Source organism: Azospirillum brasilense (assembly GCF_001315015.1).
Taxonomy (GTDB): domain Bacteria; phylum Pseudomonadota; class Alphaproteobacteria; order Azospirillales; family Azospirillaceae; genus Azospirillum; species Azospirillum brasilense.
The window spans coordinates 1494799-1513779 of sequence record NZ_CP012915.1; the positions used below are offsets into that span (position 1 = coordinate 1494799).

Genomic DNA, 18981 nt, shown 5'->3' on the forward strand with positions numbered 1-18981 from the left:
GGGGCGAGGGAACGAACTCATCCCCCCGCGGGGCGTCGCCCGCGGTGCCCCGCCCCGCCCTTGCCGCCCTTGCGTCCCGGCAGCGGGTGGTGGAACGGCGGGTGACCACCCTCCGCGCCGCTCTTTGCCGGCGGCTGCGGGCCGCGCGCTCCGTCCGGACGGCGCCCGCGCCGCTCGCCTTGCCGTTCGCCCTGGCGCTCCTCCACCCTCCCGGCGTAGCAGCTGTCGCAGACCCGGAAGCGGTGGTTGGCCTTCAGCCGCGTGCCGCAGACCGGGCAGGCGCGGGCCAGCGAGCGTTCGGCCAGGGTGCGCTCGATGAAGGCGTTCAGCATGGCCCGGCGCTCCTGGCACAGGTCCATGTCCGGATAGGCGTCGGGGAAGCGGTAGGCCAGCCACGCGTAGGCGGTCAGCTCCTTCACCGCGCGTTCCGCCTTCTCCAGCTCCACGTCGGTGCCGACGCGGTGGTGGAAGCGTTCGGCGGCGTCGGGGGCGGAATTGCGGATCCCCTTGCCCTGGTTGGTCGCCCACAGCGCCAGCAGGCGCAGGTTGTTCTGGTCGCGCACGTCGATGGGGCAGCGCGCCAGCATGTCGCGCTCCGCCAGCGGCAACTTCGCCCGGTCCACCGCGGTGGCGGCCTGGATGCGCTGCTCCAGGTCGGTCATGCGGAAGGTCTGGTTTGCGCGCAGCAGCTCCTGCCCCGCCGTGCGCAGCACCTTGGCGAGGCTGTCGGTGTCCAGCTCCCGCGCGATGGCCTCGACGTGGGTCAGGTTGGGGCTGATCCAGGCCCGCGGGTCCTCCGGCGGCACCGGCGGGGTGGTCAGCGCCCGGCGCACCGGGTTGATGTTCTCCCCCTCCAGCACCGCGACGCGGCCTTCCTCGTGCATGCCGAAGCGCCCGGCCCGCCCGCCGATCTGGCGGATTTCCGAGGAGTTCAGGTCGCGCTCCTCCCGCCCGTCATACTTGCGGGTGGTCGACAGGACGACGCGGGCGACCGGCAGGTTCAGTCCCATGCCGATGGCGTCGGTCGCCACAAGCACATCCGCCGTGCCGTCGCGGAAACGCCGCGCCTCGGCCCGCCGCACCTCCGGCGACAGGGCGCCGTAGATCACCGCCACCGTGTGGTCGCGGGCCAGAAGCTCGCGCCGCAGCCCCATCACGTCCTTGCGCGAGAAGGCGATCACCGCGTCGCCGCGGCGCACATTCTCCAGCGGCACCCGCTCCTCCTGCACGCGCAGCGGCGACTTGCGGGTGAACTCCACGACCTCCAGCTCCTCTCCCAGCGCCGTGGCAAGGCGCTGCACGTAGGGGATGGCGTCAGCGGAGCCGGTCATCAGGATTTCCGGGGCGGCCACGCCGGCCACCGCCTGGGTCCAGGCCCAACCGCGGTCGGGGTCGCCGATCATCTGGATCTCGTCGATGACGCAGGCGCCCCAGACCTTCGAGGTGTTGACCATCTCGATGGTCGAGGAGGTGAAGGAGGCGCCGGCCCGCACGTCGCGCTCCTCGCCGGTCACCAGACTGCAGGCCCGTCCGCGCGTCTCCAGCGCCTCCTGCCCTTCCAGCGCCAGCAGGCGCAGCGGGGCGAGGTAGCAGCCGCTCGGCGCCTCGGCCAGCCGGTCCATGGCGGCGTGGGTCTTGCCGGAGTTGGTCGGGCCGACGAACAGCCGCAGCTTGCGCACCATGGCGCGGGCCGTGGCGAAGCTGTCGAGATAGACGCCGAGGCCGGAAGCGTTCTCCAGCCGCTCCCGCCGGACCTTCAGGCCGGCGCGGGCGGCGGCGGTGGAGAAGGCCTCCTCCAGCGCGTCCAGCAGGGTCTGCAGGCGCGGAATGCGCCCGCCGAAGCCGATCACCCGGCCCAACTCGTCGGCGAAGCCCTTGGGCCGCCACGCCTCACCGAAGCCGTTGGCGCGTTGGGCCATGGAGGCGAACCAGCCGTCCACCCGCCCGCGCGCCTTCTCGATGGCGGCGGAGGACAGGCAGGCCGCCTTGACCCGCTTGCCCAGCGCCTTGGCCTGGGGACGGCCGAAGCCCTCCTCCGCGGTCATCAGGCCCCAGAGCTCCGCCTCGATGTCGGGCAGCGGGCCGAGCGCCACACGGAACCTCAGCTTCAGCTTCCGGTCGGTTCCGGGTACGACCACCTCGTGGACGACGGCGACCGACCAGCGGGCCGGAGTGCTGTCGGCGTCCACCTCGATCCCGTCGCCGCGCACCACCGCGGCGATGGCGCGCAGCGCGTCGCGGCGGTCGAACTCGTCAGCGGTGCCGGCTTGGCGGGGCGTGGTCTCGTCGTTGCTCATGAACTGGTCTTCTTCCATCGCCGGCCCCGGAGAGATCGGCCTGAGAATTCAAGGGGCTGGTTGGCGGGCTGGCTGGGGCTGGCGGTCTTGAGGGGCTTCGCCGGATCTCGAACAGTGCCGCGCTGCGGGGCGGACGCCCACCCCCTATTCTGCACACCGGCACCCCACGGGCGTACCTATATGGTCGGAGCCATAGGATAGGGCAAGCCGATTCAGGGGTTCCCCCGGCGTGGCCGGGCTAATTCGCCTGAACTTTCCCCTCTCCCATCCCACCGCTGCGAAAAAGGGGCGGTGCCAGCCACATCATTCCCTGTTGTCCGGCGGTCGTGTCGAAAGGGGTACCCGGTAACGGTTTCACCGGCTGCCACCAATCGAAAGTGTTAGCAAGCAATATCGTCTTACTGCACCGCAAACCGTCGGGCATCATCGTTCCAGAGACAACGTAACCGTCGTCGCTTCGCAGATTTGGTTAGGAGATGTGCATGCCGACCCCTCGTGACGTCCTGGCACTGATCGAGAGAATACGGTGTATTTCTTGCGAGGACGAGCGCCATGCATTGATAAAGACATTGTCAGCCGTCGAGCGACCGACCATCCTGTCGTTCCTCAACGCTCACGGCGTGAACCTCTGCGCGGGGTCCTCCGCCGCGTGGTCGGCCTTCCGCGCCTCCGACGTCCTGTTGCGGGACGGGGTGGCGCTGGAGACGGCCCTGCCGTGGCTCGACCAGCCGGTCGGGCTGAACATGAACGGCACCGACTTCATCCCGCTTCTCCTCCGCCACCTGTCGCCACGGCGGGTCGCCGTCTACGGCACCGCGGCGCCCTGGCTGGACGAGGGGATTGAGCGGCTGAAGGAGCGGACCCCGCACGACTATGTCGATGCCCAGCACGGGTTCCATTCCGTGGAGCATTACATCGCCCGTGCGCGGGAGATTGAGCCCGACGTCATCATCCTGGCCATGGGCATGCCCCGCCAGGAGGAGGTCGCGGTGCAGCTCAAGCGCGCGCTGGATCATAAGGTGCTGATCGTCAACGGCGGCGCCATCATCGATTTCCTCGCCGGGCGCTTCACCCGGGCCCCCGCCGCCGTCCAGCGCATCGGGCTGGAATGGGCGTTCCGGTTGGTCCAGGAGCCCCGCCGTCTGTTTCGCCGCTATTGCGTCGGCGCTTTCGGCTTCGCCCACACCGTCATGCTTATGCGCCGTGCCGCCATGCGTTCGTCCAGCGCCCCCGCACCAGCGCCCATGCATAAGGAGCTTTGAGACGTGGAAAATCTGCCCCAAGTCAATCATGGCGGCCACCACGGCGGTCCACCGGCTCCGGTTCCGGCATGGCCCGCCGCCCCCGGCCCGTCCCGGCGCAGCGAGTTCGAATCCCAGACCCCGTCCATGGGTCCCGACTTCCGCTTCATCCTGCGCGTGCTGGGCAGCCACAAGTGGCTGATCGCGGCCATCGTGGTGGTGCTGACCGGCCTGTCGGCCCTGGGCGTCTCCACGCTCAAGGACCAGTACACCTCCGAAGCCCTTCTGCTGGTCGACAACCGGCAGGTCCGCGTCGTCCGCGAGGTCGAGCAGGTGGTCGGCGCGATCCCCACCGAGGACGCCGCCATCCTGAGCGAGATCGAGATCCTGAAATCGCCGCAGGTGCTGAACCAGGTGGTGAACGATCTCCAGCTCGCCCAGCATCCCGAATTCAACCCACCGGCGCAGGAGGACGAGACGCTCCCGCTCGTCGAGCGCGCGGTGGCCTACGGCCGCGGTCTCGCCGACCGCTTCTGGGACGGCGCCCCGCCGGCCCCGGTCGCCTGGCTGCTGAGCCACGGCGACGAGGTGGCGCAGGACATCCGGGCGCGCGAGGCGCACGCGGCGCTGGGCAACGACCAGATCATCGCGCGCATCCACCGCAAGCTGGACGTCGCCATCGTCGGCCGGTCGCGCGTGATCCAGGTGCGCTTCACCTCCAAGGAACCGCAGCTGAGCCGCGACGTGGTGGACGGCATCGTCCGCCGGTACATGGAAACCCGTCAGCAGATGGACCGCGACCTGTCGACCAGCGCGATCTCCTGGCTGCAGGACCGCATCGTCCTGCTCCGCCGCGAGGTTGCCGAGGCCGACTCCAAGGTCGAGGAGGCGCGCGTCAAGGGCGGCCTGCTGAAGGGCGGCACCGGCCTGATGGCGCAGAACGAGCTTGAGCAGACCCGCCTGCGCCTGAGCGAGGCCTCGGCCATCCGCGCCCGCTCGGTCGCCCAGGCCGACACGCTGGAGCGCAACCTGAAGGCCGGCAACTGGAACGCCATCGGCGGGAGCATCGCCTCCCCGGTCGTCGCCCAGCTCCGCGCCACGGTCGCCGCCATCTCCACGGAAATGGCCCAGCTCTCCCGCCAGTACGGTCCGAAGCACCCGCGCATCGTCGAGCTCCAGGGCCGCCTGAACGAGGCCAACTCCTCGCTCCAGCAGGAAATCCGCCGCGAGATCAACGGCGTCCGCGAAGCCGCCCAGGTCGCGGTCGAGCAGGAGACCGCGCTCCGCTCCATGATCACCCGCATGGAAGGCAGCTACGCCACCATGCAGGAGCAGGCCATCCCGCTGCGCACCCTGGAGTCCGAGGCGACCGCCAAGCGCCAGCTTCTCGACAGCCTGCTGGGCCGTCTGGAAGAGGTCGAGGCCCAGAAGGACAGCCGCGCCTTCCCGGCCGCCGTCAAGCTGGTCTCCGCGCCGCAGGTGCCGCACGAGCCGTCGGGTCCCTTCCGCATCCTGCTGCTGCTGGCCGGCTTCGTCGCCGCCCTCGCGTTGGCCATCTTCAGCGTCTTCGGTCTGGAGCTTCTCCAGCGCCGCATCCACACCCCGGACGCCGTGCGCCGCATCCTGGGCGTCGGCACCGTCCACATCGTGCCGCACCACAGCGACCGCGGGGCCAAGGGCCGGCTCTACAAGATCTTCCAGCGCCACCCCTTCTCGCTGTTCAGCGAATCCCTGCGCGCCCTGTTCCGCAACCATCTGTCGGATCTCGGTCCGGTCGGTGCGCTGGCGGTGACCTCGGCCCGCCCGCAGGACGGCAAGACCTCGCTGACGCTCGCCGTCGCCCAGGTCGCCAGCCAGGCCGGCCGCCGGGTGGTGGTGGTGGACACCGACTTCCGCCGCTCCCGCATGGAAGGGCTGTTCGACCTGTCCACCAAGAAGGGCCTGTCGGACTGGATCGCCGGTGACGCCACGCTGGACGAGATCGTCCACACCTCCGACGACGTGCCCTTCGCCATGGTTCCGGCGGGCAAGCTGAACCCGATGACGCTGGACCGCTTCAACGTCGACAGCCTGGTGCAGCTGATGGCCGGCCTGTCGCCCAGCTTCGATCTGGTGGTGTTCGACACCGCCCCGGCGCTGGCCGTGTCGGACGCCCGCATCGTCTGCGGCGCTGCCTCCAAGGTTCTCTTCGTCACCCGCTGGGGCCACACCACGGCGAGCGACCTGGACGCGGTGGCCGACCTGGGTCCGATCGACCACAGCAAGTTCGTCTGCGTGATGACCGACGTGAACCTGAAGAAGGCCGCCAGCAAGGGCTACCAGGGTCCGTACAACAGCTACGTCGCCACGCGGAAATACTACGGCGACCAGACCCTGCGCGCCGCGCCGTAAGCGACGTCTCTTTCACCTCTGCCCGCATAGCCCTCTCCCCTCCGGGGAGAGGGTGGCCCGGAGGGCCGGTGAGGGGGTTGCGCTTTGCGGAATGTTCGGCAAAAGCGCAACCCCCTCACCCTAACCCTCTCCCCAGGGGGGAGAGGGAATTTTCATTTCATTCCAAACCACACGAGGCCCGACGCCCATGGCCCAGACCTCGCCAAAAGCCACCTCGCCGAAGACCCTCTCCTTCACGCGCCGCGACGCCTTGCGCGCCGCCGCCGCGGCCGCGGTGCTGGCAAGCTGCAAGGCCGCCGCCGGCCCCGCCGTCGCCGAGGCGGCGTCCGTTGCCGCGGTGCCCAACCCCACCCTGCGCGACGCCTGCCGGGCCGCCGGCATCCTCCACGGCGCCGCCCGCGACCATCTGATCGAGCCGGAAGACCCCATGCTCGACACGCTGATGGCGCGGGAATGCGACGTGGTGACGCCCGAAAACGGCGGCAAATGGGCCGTCTTCCAGCCGCAGGAGGGCAATTTCGACTGGGGCCGCTTCGACGCCGGGGTGGAGTTGGCCCGCCGCATCGGCGCCAAGCCGAACTGGCACTGCGCCCTGTGGCAGCACATGGGCATGCCCGACTACATGACGCTGCCGGCCAGCCGCCAGCGCGCGCTGGGCATCGGGGAGAGCGCCTATTTCTCGGCGGACGGCACGCTGTCCGAGGAGAATTACTGGCCGCGCTTCACCACCATGGTCGCGGCGGTCAAGCAGCGCTACGGCGACAATTTCTACCGCATCGACGTGATGAACGAGGCCTTCTTCTGGGAGACCGAGCGCAGCCACCCCCAGGAGCAGGACCGCTACGGCTTCCGCAAGGGCATGTGGTGGGTGGTGGCCGGCGGCGCCAAGGGGCCGGACTGGCTCGACCCCTTCTTCCACCACATCCGCAAGGAATTCCCCTCCGCCAAGCTGGTCATCAACGAATTCGGCATCGAGATCGACGAGGGCTGGCAGCAGCGCAAGCGCGCCTATTTCCAGACCTGGCTGACCGACGCGGTCAAGCGCGGCGTGCCGATCGACGGGGTGGGTCTGCAGAGCCATCTGATGGCCGGCAAGCCCTACGACCGCGAGGGCATGAAGGGCTTCCTCCGGGCCATGGACCGGCTGGGCCTGCCCATCCACGTCACCGAGTTCGACGTGAACGAGAAGCACCTGCCGCGCTCCTGGTCTCGGGCGGAGAAGGACCGCGCCATGGCCTTCCTGGCCGGGCAGTATCTGGGCGACATCGCCGGGAACGCGCGGCTGGCCGAGCTGTGCTGGTGGCACCTGCGCTCCGACCTCAATTACATCTCCCGCGAGATGCCGGAACTGAAGCCCCACCCTTCCCCCTACGACGCGGCGTCGCGTCCGCTGCCGCTGTACGAGGCGTCGGTGCAGGCGCTGCGCGGGCGCAACCGGTCTGGTTGAGGCGGATCGGGGCGAGTCCGGTTGGAAGGCGGCGCGGTACCCCTTCCGGCTCCGCTACCCCGCCCGATCGCGCGGCCCGTTCCGCCGTCCGCGCCTGTAAGGATTCCCGACAACGACCTTAGATTATCGGAACAGCGGCGTTTCTCCCAACGAGGTGATCTGTGGACACGTTGACGTCGGATGAGCTGGTCGCCCGCTACAAGCGGAAGTTCGGTCTGGCCCCGAACTACCCCCTCAGCGAAACCATGGTCCGCCAGCATTGGGACCTGGAACGCCAGCTCGCCCGCGAGCTGCTGGATTCCCGCCGCGAAGAGCGCTGGACGGTGTTCGAGCGGAACTACACCACGCTGTACAGCGAATGCCCCTGGCTGAACGATGCGGTGGACACGGCGGCGCAGAACGACGAACTGGACTTCCGCCACTTCCTGACGCTGCTCAAGGGCGCGCGGGACGTCTACGAGGTCGGGTCGGGCAAGGGCCGGCTTCTGACCTATCTGGCCCGCCATGGTCACCGTTGCGTCGCCACCGAGATCACCCGCGAGCGAGGGGAGCGCTGGACCGACGAACGCTCCAACGTGACGTGGCGCTGCTGCGATGGCGTCAACCTCGCCGAGTTCGAGCCGCGTGGCCATTACGACGCCGTCGTTTCCACCCATGTCATCGAGCATCTCCACCCCGAGGACGTGTCCGTGCATCTGTCCAACGTGCACGCCATCCTCAAGCCGGGCGGTCGCTACGTGCTCAGCATGCCGCACAAGCACGCCGGGCCGATGGACCTGTCGGAGGTCTTCGGGCTGGACGAGCCGATCTGCATGCATCTGCGCGAATACACCTGGAGCGAGACGGAGCGCGCGCTGCGCGAGGCCGGCTTCACCCGGATGGAGGCCGTCTACATCGCTCCGATGGCGGTCCGCCGGCGCATGCACATCCATGGGTCCGGGCGCGGATACCTCGCCTATGTGAAGGCCGTGGAATCCTTCATGGGGGCGATGCCGTTAACCCTGCGGCGCAAGCTCGGCAAGCTCGGCCAGCTCTACCTGTTCCGGCCGGAGGTCTTCATGGTGGCTCACAAAAGTCACGAGGGTTGAGACCGCCGAATTCGGAAACCTTTCTGTAACAAGACTTTACACTTTTCCCTCCCCGTGGCCGCAAGGCCCCACTGTGGCGCGGAAACCGCAGCGAAAGCGGATTTCCGCGCCTCATTCTTTTCACAGCCTGCCGTGGCTTTTGAGCCGCATTTCCCTAAAATCCGAAATACCTCGTTAACCAATTGGGCGCCACCTTTGCTCCACCGAAAATGGAGAGAGGTTACTTCCAATGGCAACGACCACCACGGGTCTCGTCGACACGACCTTCGTCGTCAACGCCTCGGGGCAGGCTGCCGGCGGGATCTGGCCGCAGTTCCGGCTGCTCCTGGATGGTGTCAACCTCGGCCAGGCGACGGTCAGCTCGACCAGCGCCGGCCGTTACACCTTCAAGGCCCAGGTCGCTCCGGACCAGGCTCACAAGCTGCAGATCGTCTACTTCAACGACGGCTATGTGAACGGGCAGGACCGCAACCTGCTCGTCAAGTCGCTGGAAGTGAACGGCAAGTCCGTCGCCTCCACCAGCTCGCTGGTCAGCTACGACCGCGGCGCCTCCGACGGCAAGGACGTGATTCCCGGCCAGGAAGGCATGTGGTGGGACGGTTCGCTCGATTTCGCCCTGACCAAGGACTATTTCCCGGTCCCGACGCCGCCGGCCCCCGCCGGCAACACCCAGGTCATCCTGAACCTGCAGGGCAACGCCGCAGGCGGCGTCAACGCGCATTTCAACCTGCTGATCGACGGCAAGAAGGTCGGCGAGGGCATGGCCGGCGCCTCGGCCAAGGACTACGCCTTCTCGATCAACGCCACGGCGGATCAGGCGCACAAGGTCCAGATCCAGTACGACAACGACGCCACGGTGAACGGCCAGGACCGCAACCTGCTGGTCAACAAGATCACCATCAACGGCAAGTCGGTCCTGCCCACCGACAGCAACGTCACCTATGACAAGGGCGCTCTGGACGGCAAGGACGTGGTCAAGGGCCAGTCCGGCATGTGGTGGAACGGCACGCTGGTGGTCGACGCCGACAAGAGCTTTTTCCCCGGCTCCTCCAACCCGACCAACCCCACCACGCCGACCACCCCGCCGGCCCCCACCCCGACCAAGCCGACCCTGACGGTCAGCGACGTGTCGGTGACCGAGCCGACCGGCAAGACCGCCGGCATCGCGCCGGGCTTCCTGCACACCGAGGGCGGCCAGATCATGGACAGCAGCGGCAAGGCCGTGAAGCTGACCGGCGTGAACTGGTTCGGGTCCGAGGGCTACGCCTTCGCACCGCAGGGGCTGTGGATGGACAGCTACCAGAGCCACATGAACCAGATGAAGGATCTGGGCTTCAACACCATCCGCCTGCCCTACTCCGACGCGATGCTCGACAACGGCCGCATGCCGACCGGCATCGACTATTCGAAGAACCCCGACCTGCGCGGCAAGACCTCGCTGGAAGTCTTCGACAAGATCATCGATTACGCCGACAAGATCGGCATGAAGATCATCCTCGACCACCACCGCTCCGGCGATGGCGCGTCGGCCAACGAGAACGGGCTCTGGTACACCAGCCAGTACCCGGAATCGAAGATGATCGAAAACTGGAAGATGCTGGCGACCCGTTACAAGGGCAACGACGCCGTCATCGGCGCCGACCTGCACAACGAGCCGCACAACCCGGCCACCTGGGGCGACGGCGGCCCGAACGACTGGGCCCGCGCCGCGGAGCGCATCGGCAACGCCATCCAGTCGGTCAACAAGGATTGGCTGCTGATCGTCGAGGGCGTCGAGACCTATCAGAACCAGTGGTACTGGTGGGGCGGCAACCTGCTCGGCGAGAAGAACTACGAGGTCAAGTTCAACGAGCCGGGCAAGCTGGTCTACTCGGTCCACGACTACGGCCCGTCGCTCTACATGATGGACTGGTTCAAGGCCAACAACTTCCCGAACAACATGCCGGCGAAGTGGGACCAGATGTGGGGCCACTTCATCCAGAACGACGAGACCCCGATCCTGGTCGGCGAGTTCGGCAGCCGCATGGAAACCGCCATCGACAAGGCGTGGATGCCCAAGCTGATCCAGTACATGAACGGCGACTGGAACGGTGACGGCAAGATCGACCTCGCCGCGGGCGACCAGGGGGCGAGCTGGACCTACTGGGCCTGGAGCCCCGGTTCGGGCGACACCGGCGGCATCATGAACGACAGCTGGAAGGTTGATTACAACAAGTACAACGCCATCAAGGCGGGCCTGTACAGCAGCACCGCCGCCAGCCCGGTCACCACCGACGCCGTGTTCACGGTGAAGCTGTCCCAGGCCTACAACCAGACGGTGACGGTCGACTACGCCACGGCGGACGGCACGGCCAAGGCCGGTTCGGACTATCTGGCGACCAGCGGCAAGCTGACCTTCGCCGCCGGCGAAACCACCAAGACGGTCGCCGTCAAGGTGCTGAGCGACGACGTGACGGAGGGCGTCGAGACCTTCAACCTGAAGCTCTCCAACCCGACGCAGGCGACCATCGCCGACGGGACCGGCATCGGCACCATCAACCCGCCGGGCTCGGCCCAGGCCCTGTCGGCGGACCTGCTGGCCCACAGCCTGGCCCAGGACACGGCAACGGTGCAGTCGGTGGGCGTGCAGTCCGCGCTCGACCTGTCGTCGGTCGACTTCACGCACATGATGACGGTGGACGCCGTGAACCTGATGCTCGAGCATCAGGCCGCGTAACGACCGCGCAAGCGGACCATGAGAAAGGGCCGGCGGAGCGATCCGCCGGCCCGTTCCGTTTTCAGGGCGTGCGCCTTCAGGACGCCGATTGCAGGCGGCGGACGCGGCCGAGCAGCAGCTTGCCCAGCATCGCCCGGCCCGTCGATCCCATGCCCGGACCGAATACCGCCGCCGCCAGGAACACCAGCACCAGCAGCACCTTTTCGGCGGTGAAGGCCGGGTCGACCGCGGTGCCGAACAGGTACCAGCCCGCCGCGTAGGCGAAGGCCGCCGGCACCAGGATCCAGCCGATCCGCACCGCGTTCAGCGGCACCTCGTCGCGGCAGATGCGCCGGCGCACCGTCTCGGTGAGAACGATCTGGAAGACCTCGCGTCCGAGGTTGGCCAGCGCGGCGCCGAGCAGGCCCCACTGCCAGACCAGCGCCAGGGCCAGGGCCGAGCCCACCGCGAGGCTGGCCGCGGAGATCCAGGGCAGCACGCCGACGCGCTTGGCCTTCAGGATCGCCACCTCCGGATTCATCCGCACCCCGTGCAGCACATAGGCCAGCACCAGGAAGGGCATGCTGGTCAGGACCGGCGTGTAGTCGGCCGACGCGATCAGCCAGAGGATCTCCGGCGCGGTCAGCGCCAGCCCCAGCCCGGCCCCGGTCAGCAGGACGACGAACAGGTGGAAGACGAAATCCGCCTGGCCGTGGTCCGCCGCGCCATGCTGGGACTCCAGCCGGCTGACCGACCAGATCTGCAGGAAGGAGGCGGTCAGGAACATGAAGAGGATCTGCGACAGCCGCATCCCGAAGGCGAACAGCCCGACCGCCGCCGTGGACAGCAGGATGTTCAGCAGCCAGCGCGAGACGAAGTTGTTGGCGATGTCCAAAAGCGACTGCGGCGCGTAGGGCAGCCCCAGCGCCGCCACCCGCTTCAGGATCGGGAGGGAGAAGGAGACGCCGGTGTCCTTCAGGATCGCCACCACCAGCAGGAGGCCGAGCGCCAGGAAGGACGCGCCGTTCGCCAGGAAGATGCCCTCCACCCCGAGGCCGAGCGCCCACAGGAACAGCAGGTTGAAGGCCAACAGGGCGACCACCTTGGCCAGCGACACCAGCAGGCACAGGCCCGACCGCTTGCGCGCCCGGTAATAGGCCAGCGCCAGCTCGAACAAGGTGGTCAGCGCGACGCCGGCAAGCGCGATCGCCATCACCGCCGCGTGGCCGGTGTCGCCGAACATCGCCCAGCTTCCCGCCATGCCCAGCGGCCAGGCCAGCCCGACCATCGCCACCGAGGTGCCGACCACCGCCAGCAGGCAGGTGCTGGCGACGCGGCGCCGGTCGCCCTCCTCCGCGTGTTCGAAATAGACGGCGGTGAAGGCGTTGTTCATGCCGATCATCAGCATGACCGCCAGCAGGTCGGCGACCACCACCACCAGCGCGTAGACGCCGAATTCGGAAGGGCTGAGAAGCCGGGTGTAGAGCGGCAGGAGCAGAAGCCCGGCAGCCCGGTTCACCACGTTGGCCAGCATGAACAGCCAACCGTGTTTCAAGATCGTCGCTGCTTCGGACGCCATCAGGAACTCCGCCTAGAACTCCGGTGGGGCGGCTCTGCCGCACCCGCGAACGCAATTCCGATGATTGGAACCGGACCGGGACGTTTCAATTTCGCGTTGGTGCCGTCGCCGTCCTCTTCGGACGTATCCCGATGGCAACCTGTGCCCCCACTCCGGCCCTCCCCCGCTGGCGCAGGGAAGGGTGCCTTCTGCGAAGCGGCGGCAGTCCCCTCCCCTGCGCCAGCGGGGGGAGGGTTAGGGTGGGGGCAATTCGATCCACCAGTCAGGCACACAACCGACCCAGCCTGCGAGGGCGCTCCACCACGATCAACGGGGCGTTGGAGACACCCCCTAATCCGGAATCGCCCGAAGACTTCTTATGGGATACGTCCGCGCCGCCGCCTCGGCGGGACAGGCAGACCAACTCGGGACATGCCGCCGCCGCCCGGCGCCTCACCCCACCATAGGGGACGCGGAACATCCCCCGAATACCCCCAATTTGCGGGAAGGAAAGGAGTAGTCGGGGGGCGGCGGTGGCAGCGCCGCCACCGATCCGGATGATCCGGACGAAGCTACCCACTTTCCTTAATCTCTTCAAACTCACCCAGGGGAATCCACGCTGGATGTAAGGGGTATCGCCGCTGGCCGAGGAGGCCTCTTGTGATTTGTTGATTGACGGCAGCCTTTATCCTAATTCGTGGAGAACAGCGCAACCTTCTGATCTGTCTGCACAGAGGCGGAGCACGCGCTGATATTTGTGTGTCTTTCTGAACACAGAAAGACTCAAAGAAAAAGCTGATGAGAACCCGTCTTTCGCTGCGGCGCGTTAGGTCAGGCGCGAGACGGATGACATTCCGTTTCACACATAAATGGGACCTGCGATGAGCAAACTCGACCCAGAAGCGGTCATCAATCTGGCCCCGGTGAAGAAGACGGCCATGCCGACGGTGGGACCCGGGCTGCTGTTGGCGCTGTCCGACGGCTTCATGCTCGCCCTGCTCGGCTGGACGCTCATCCAGCTGTTCGGAAGCGACACACTGACCCCGGAAGGGGACCTGTCGCAGCGCGCCCTGGTCACCGGCCTGATGCTGGTGCCGCTGGTGAAATCGGTTTTCGGAATTTATTCGCTGGGCCGCTTCGACTATCTGGAACGGACCCGCCGCACCTTCCAGGCGGCCCTGCTGTCGGTCGCCGTGCTGGCCGTGCCCTTCATCGTGATGGACGGCTTCCGCTCCTTCTTCGTCGAGGCGCTGTCGGTCGCCCTGATCGGCTTCGCGATCACCTACGCCGCCGACCTGCTGCTGGTGCACGGCCTGATGGCCAGCGCGCTGAACTGGCGCACCCCGGTGGTCATCGTCGGCGCCGGCCCGCAGGGTGCGGCCATCGCGGAGAAGCTGCAGCGCCTGCCCTGGCTCGGGATGCGCCCGGTGTGCTTCTTCGACGACGACGACACGCTGTGGCAGACCCGCGTCGCCAACCTGCCGGTGGTCGGCTCGACCGACCTGCTCGCCAAGTCCCCGGCCTACGCCCAGCAGGCCCAGGCCGCCATCGTCGCCGACATCGGGCGCCACAAGAACGAGCTGACCGCCCTGGTCGAGCGGCTGCCCTTCAAGCAGGTCTACTGCCTGCTGGGCGAGGGCAACGTCAGCGCGGTGGACGCCACCTACCACAACCTGCACGGTTCGCTGGCCCTGCGTGTCTCGGTCCGTCCGCCGACCAGCTACCTGCGCATCCGCCGCGCGCTGGACATCCTGCTCTCGGGCATCCTGCTGGTGGCGGTGGCGCCGCTGATGCTGGGCATCGCCGCGGCGATCCGTCTGGACAGCCCCGGCCCGGTCATGTTCCGCCAGAAGCGCTGGGCCGGCGGCGACAAGACCTTCGACGTGCTGAAGTTCCGCTCGATGCACATCAACGCGGAGGAGCATCTCCAGCGCTTGCTGGAGAACGATCCGAAGATGCGCGAAGAGTACATGACCTACCACAAGCTGACCTACGACCCGCGCATCACCCCGGTCGGCCGCTTCCTGCGCAAGACCTCGCTCGACGAGCTGCCGCAGCTGGTGAACATCCTGATGGGCGACATGAGCCTGATCGGACCGCGCGCCTACATGCCGAAGGAACTGCCGGAGGTCGGCGCCTCCGCGGACGTCATCGGCTCCGTCCGTCCGGGCCTGACCGGCTATTGGCAGGTCTCGGGACGCCACCGCACCACCTTTCAGGAACGCGTCGCCATGGACGTCTTCTACGTCCGCAACTGCGGCCTGCTGTTCGACTTCTACATCCTGTGCAAGACCGCGGTGATCGTCCTCAAGGGCGACGGGTCATGACCCTGCGGCGCACCATCCAGGCCCCTCTTCCCACCGGGGAGAGGGGCTTTCCCTTTTCTGGGGTCCATTCCGGACCTGGGCTGCATATGCCCTGCGGGACCCGCAAGATCGGGGTGGGTGGCCCAACCGGAGGTAGCCCCGACGGGGACGGCCTCCTTAGGCCTAATGCCTCCGCCCGGCTACAGGTCCGGGCATCGGGTTGGCATCTTCAGAAAACGATGCGGTGCGCCCGTCATGGGCGTTCACTGCCATAGCAGCCCTTTTCACCGGAACAGCGGCCCCATGAAAGTCCTCGAAGTTCTGGAAAAGAGCATCACCGTCTTCTGCATCGTCTCGTTCGGCGGGTCGGTGCTGCCGGCGCTGCTGACCGGCGGCGGCGCGACCGATCCGGACGCGCCGGGCGCGGTGATCTACTTCATGGCCGTCTACGTCATGATCCTGGGCCTGATCGCGGCGCGGCCCAGCCTGGCCTTCCGCATCCCGACGGGTAGCCCGGCGGTGTCGCTGATCGTGGCGCTGGCCTTCCTGTCGGCCCTGTGGTCGATCTACCCGGACGTGACGCTGCGCCGCGCGGTGGCCTTCCTGTTCACCACCGCTTTCGCCGTCTATCTCGCTCTGCGCTACACCTTTCCGGAAATCGTCCGGATGCTGGCGACGGGCCTGTCGATCCTGATGGTGCTGTCCTACGTCTCGGTCTTCGCCATGCCGGCGGTCGGGCTCGACCACGAGCAGCATGTCGGCGCCTGGAAGGGCGTCTTCTGGCAGAAGAACGTCACGGGCCGCATGATGGTCTGGCTGGTGCTCTGCCTGCTCTGGCTCGACTGGACGCGCGAAGGCAAGCGCTGGGTGGTCCGCCCGCTGCTGCTGATGGCCCTGCTGCTGATCGTGATGAGCCGGTCGGGCACCGGTCTGGTGACCTCGATCCTGGTCGCCGGCCTGTTGCTGGCCAGCGGCTTCGTGCGCGGCGGCATCCGCAGCTTCGCGCCGGCCATGGCCTTCATCCTGCTGGTCGCCGTGATCGGCATCACCAGCGGCACCACCTTCTGGCACGACATCCTCTACATGCTGGGCCGCGATCCGACGCTGACCGGGCGCACGGTGCTGTGGGAACACACGCTGATGTCCATCCAGGACCGCTTCCTGCTCGGCTGGGGCTACGGCGCCTACTGGTACGGGGCCTACGGTCCGGGCAGCACCTTCACCCAGGGCTGGGGCATCAACTCCGCCCACAACGGGTGGATGGAGGCGTGGCTCGACCTCGGCCTGCCCGGCGTGATCCTGACGGCGATGCTGATGGGCCGCCTGCTGATCCAGGGCTTCGGCGCCATCCGCTACAGCGAGAACCGCGCCGAGCCCGCCTGGATCTTCACCGTCGGCTGCGCCCTGCTGCTGATCTCGGTGTCGGAGAGCGTGTTCCTGGAACGCCATTCCCTGAACTGGATCGTGCTGGTGATCGCGGTGACCCGCCTCGTGCAGCGCCGCCGCTGGGCGAAGATGCAGGCCCGGATGGAGGGCCAGCAGCAGGCCACCTACGCGGCCTACGCCAGTTCCTCCCCCTACGGAACCTCCTACGGCGGCCCGCCGGCCACCGGCTGGAGCGGTCCGGTCCGGCCCGGCTGACGGAAAGGAGCCACCGCATGTTCCGCCCCCCGAAATCTCCGTCGCGACAGAAGGTAGTGTCATGACGCCGCCGCAAGAGACGGGCCCGCAAGAATTGGCCCCGCAAGAAATGGTCACCGTCGTCATTCCCACCCGCAACCGGCCGGACATGGTCGCGCGGGCCGTGGAAAGCGCGCTGGGACAGACCTACGCCCCGCTCGAGGTGGTCGTCGTCATCGACGGGCCCGACCCCGCCACCGAGGAGCGCCTGAGGGCGTTCGGCGATCCGCGGCTGACCGTGATCGCGCTGGAACAGAACCGCGGCGCCGCCGGCGCCCGCAATCTGGGCGTGGAACGCGCGAAGGGCGCCTGGATCGCCTTCCTCGACGACGACGATGAATGGATGCCGGGCAAGATCGCCCTGCAGATGGCCGCCCGCCCGCCCGGCGTGCGCTACCCGATCATGAGCTGCCGCTGCAAGGTGGTGACGGCCCGCGGCGACTTCGAATGGCCGCGGCGCCTGTGCACCCCGCGGGACCGGATCGGCGACTACCTGTTCGTCCGGCACGGGCTGTTCAAGGGCGAGACCTTCGCCCCCACCACCACCCTGCTGGCCCCGAAGGCGCTGCTCCAGCGCCAGCCGATCCCGAAATCGGCCTTCGACGACTGGGAGTGGCTGATCGCCTGCGGCCAGATCGAAAGCTGCGCCCTGGTGACGGTGCCGGAGGTGCTGGCGATCCACTACACGGAATCGGACCGCATCACCCTGTCGACCTGCCACAACATCGACATGGCCCTGAACTGGGCGGAGTCGGTGCGGCCCAGGCTGTCGCCCCGCGCCTACGCCAGCCTGCTGCTCCAGGCCACCGGCGGCGAACAGGCGGCGCGGACGCCGGCGGTGCGCAAGCGCATCCTGAAATCGGCGCTGCGCGACGGCGCGCCGACTCCGATGGCGCTGACCACCTTCCTGATGCATTCGCTGATGCCGGTCGGGCTGCGGCGCCGGCTGCGTCAGGCCATCTTCTCGGCTCCCGGCGCGGCGTGAGGGCAGAATGGGTTTGATGGACATGGGTTTCCGGCGCAAGAAGGCGTCCCGCGCCTGCATTGTCTTCGCCACCCCCGGCGCGCTCGACGGCGGCGGGGGGATCGGGCGGATGACGGGCTACATCGTCGACGCCTTCCGGAACAGTCCCGCCGCCCCGGAAACCGTGGTGCTCGACACCCGCGGCACCGGCAGCGCCCTGCTGTCGCCGGTCTATCTGGCCGGCACGCTGGCGCGGCTGGGCGCCATGATGCTGCGGCACCGCCCGACGGTCGTGCACATCAACGTGTCGGAGAACGCCAGCGTCTGGCGCAAGGCGGTGGTCCAGCTCTTCGCCGGGCTGTTCTCCTGCCCCACGGTCGTGCATCTGCACGGCGCGTCCTTCATGGAGTATTTCGACAAGGGTCCGGTGTCCCGCGCAATCAGCCGCTGGCTGTTCGACCGCTGCGGCATCGCGCTGGTTCTGGGCGAAAGCTGGCGGAACTTCCTGGTGCAGTCGGTCGGAACGGACCCGCACAAGGTTCGCGTGCTCTACAACGCGGTGCCGGACATCGGCGCCGACCTGCCGGTCCGCACCGCCCCGCCGGAGGGGGCGATCGTGTCGCTCCTGGTGCTCGCCAACCTGTCGGAGCGCAAGGGCATCGGCACGCTGCTGCGCTCCTGCCGGCTGATGAAGGACCGGGGCTTCCGCTTCCGCGTGACCATCGGCGGCGGCGGCGACGTCGAGGGTTACCGCCGCATGGCGGCGGAGCTGGGCGTGGATGGCGAATGCCGGTTCGAGGGCTGGATTTCCCGCGAGCAGGCGCACGCCCATCTGCGCGATCACGACATGCTGCTTCTGCCCTCGACCCACGAGGGGTTGCCCATGGTGATCCTGGAGGCGCTGTCCACCGGCATGCCGGTGGTCACGACCCCGGTCGGTTCGATCCCGGAAGTGCTGACCGACGGGGAGACGGCGCGCATCGTCCCGGTCAACGACCCGGAGGCGCTGGCCCATACGGTCCGCGACCTCGCCGCCCGGCCGGCGCTCTACGCGCGTCTGTCGGCGCAGGGACGCCGGCTGTTCCTGGAGAAGTTCGTCATCGAGTCCTACGGCCGCAGCCTTCAGGACATCTATGCGGAGCTGAACCGCCCCGACGCCGTTCGGCGCCCCTCATTGGGAGCGCTGCCCGACGCCGCGGCGGCCAAGCCATCGCTGACCCGCGCGGGCCGACAGTAAGAACCCATTTTCTCCGCGGGGTCCCTATTCCTTCCTCCCTGAAGCTTCGCGAGGGGAGCGCGACAGTCAGGAGCGGA

11 protein-coding genes are annotated in these 18981 nt (G+C 68.0%); 9 read left to right on the forward strand and 2 right to left on the reverse strand.

Annotated elements, in window-relative coordinates:
- Nucleotides 1-17: 17 nt before the first annotated feature.
- Nucleotides 18-2297 carry a helicase-related protein gene (locus AMK58_RS20525; RefSeq protein WP_059399354.1) on the reverse strand — a complete coding sequence of 760 codons (2280 nt, stop codon included), beginning with the start codon at nt 2295-2297 and terminating at the stop codon, nt 18-20.
- Nucleotides 2298-2866: 569 nt separating this feature from the next.
- On the opposite strand from AMK58_RS20525, the gene AMK58_RS20530 reads away from it, so the two are divergent.
- The 5 genes from AMK58_RS20530 (at nt 2867) to AMK58_RS20550 (ending at nt 11180) form a co-directional block, all read left to right on the forward strand.
- A complete protein-coding gene (locus AMK58_RS20530) occupies nt 2867-3559 on the forward strand; it encodes a WecB/TagA/CpsF family glycosyltransferase (RefSeq protein ID WP_079292175.1) in 693 nt (230 codons plus the stop codon).
- A gap of 3 nt (nt 3560-3562) precedes the next feature.
- Entirely contained in the window at nt 3563-5929 is a 2367-nt protein-coding gene (locus AMK58_RS20535) for a GumC family protein (RefSeq protein ID WP_167555922.1), read from the forward strand.
- A 187-nt stretch (nt 5930-6116) separates the two neighbouring features.
- A complete protein-coding gene (locus tag AMK58_RS20540) occupies nt 6117-7376 on the forward strand; it encodes an endo-1,4-beta-xylanase (protein WP_059399355.1) in 1260 nt (419 codons plus the stop codon).
- A gap of 161 nt (nt 7377-7537) precedes the next feature.
- Complete coding sequence (locus AMK58_RS20545; RefSeq protein ID WP_035678230.1) at nt 7538-8464, forward strand: class I SAM-dependent methyltransferase; 927 nt, start codon at nt 7538-7540, stop codon at nt 8462-8464.
- A 229-nt stretch (nt 8465-8693) separates the two neighbouring features.
- A complete protein-coding gene (locus AMK58_RS20550) occupies nt 8694-11180 on the forward strand; it encodes a cellulase family glycosylhydrolase (protein ID WP_059399356.1) in 2487 nt (828 codons plus the stop codon).
- A 76-nt stretch (nt 11181-11256) separates the two neighbouring features.
- Here the strand turns inward: AMK58_RS20550 and AMK58_RS20555 are convergent, their stop codons facing one another.
- Nucleotides 11257-12738, reverse strand: a complete 1482-nt coding sequence (locus tag AMK58_RS20555) for a lipopolysaccharide biosynthesis protein (RefSeq protein WP_035678227.1) — start codon at nt 12736-12738, stop codon at nt 11257-11259.
- An 860-nt stretch (nt 12739-13598) separates the two neighbouring features.
- Here AMK58_RS20555 and AMK58_RS20560 point away from each other — a divergent pair.
- From AMK58_RS20560 to AMK58_RS20575, 4 genes are all read left to right on the forward strand, one after another.
- Complete coding sequence (locus tag AMK58_RS20560; protein WP_035678225.1) at nt 13599-15044, forward strand: exopolysaccharide biosynthesis polyprenyl glycosylphosphotransferase; 1446 nt, start codon at nt 13599-13601, stop codon at nt 15042-15044.
- A gap of 282 nt (nt 15045-15326) precedes the next feature.
- Entirely contained in the window at nt 15327-16664 is a 1338-nt protein-coding gene (locus AMK58_RS20565; protein ID WP_035678222.1) for an O-antigen ligase family protein, read from the forward strand.
- Nucleotides 16665-16725: 61 nt separating this feature from the next.
- Entirely contained in the window at nt 16726-17688 is a 963-nt protein-coding gene (locus tag AMK58_RS20570; protein ID WP_051140567.1) for a glycosyltransferase family 2 protein, read from the forward strand.
- A gap of 16 nt (nt 17689-17704) precedes the next feature.
- Entirely contained in the window at nt 17705-18904 is a 1200-nt protein-coding gene (locus AMK58_RS20575; protein WP_236778251.1) for a glycosyltransferase family 4 protein, read from the forward strand.
- Nucleotides 18905-18981 lie beyond the last annotated feature (77 nt).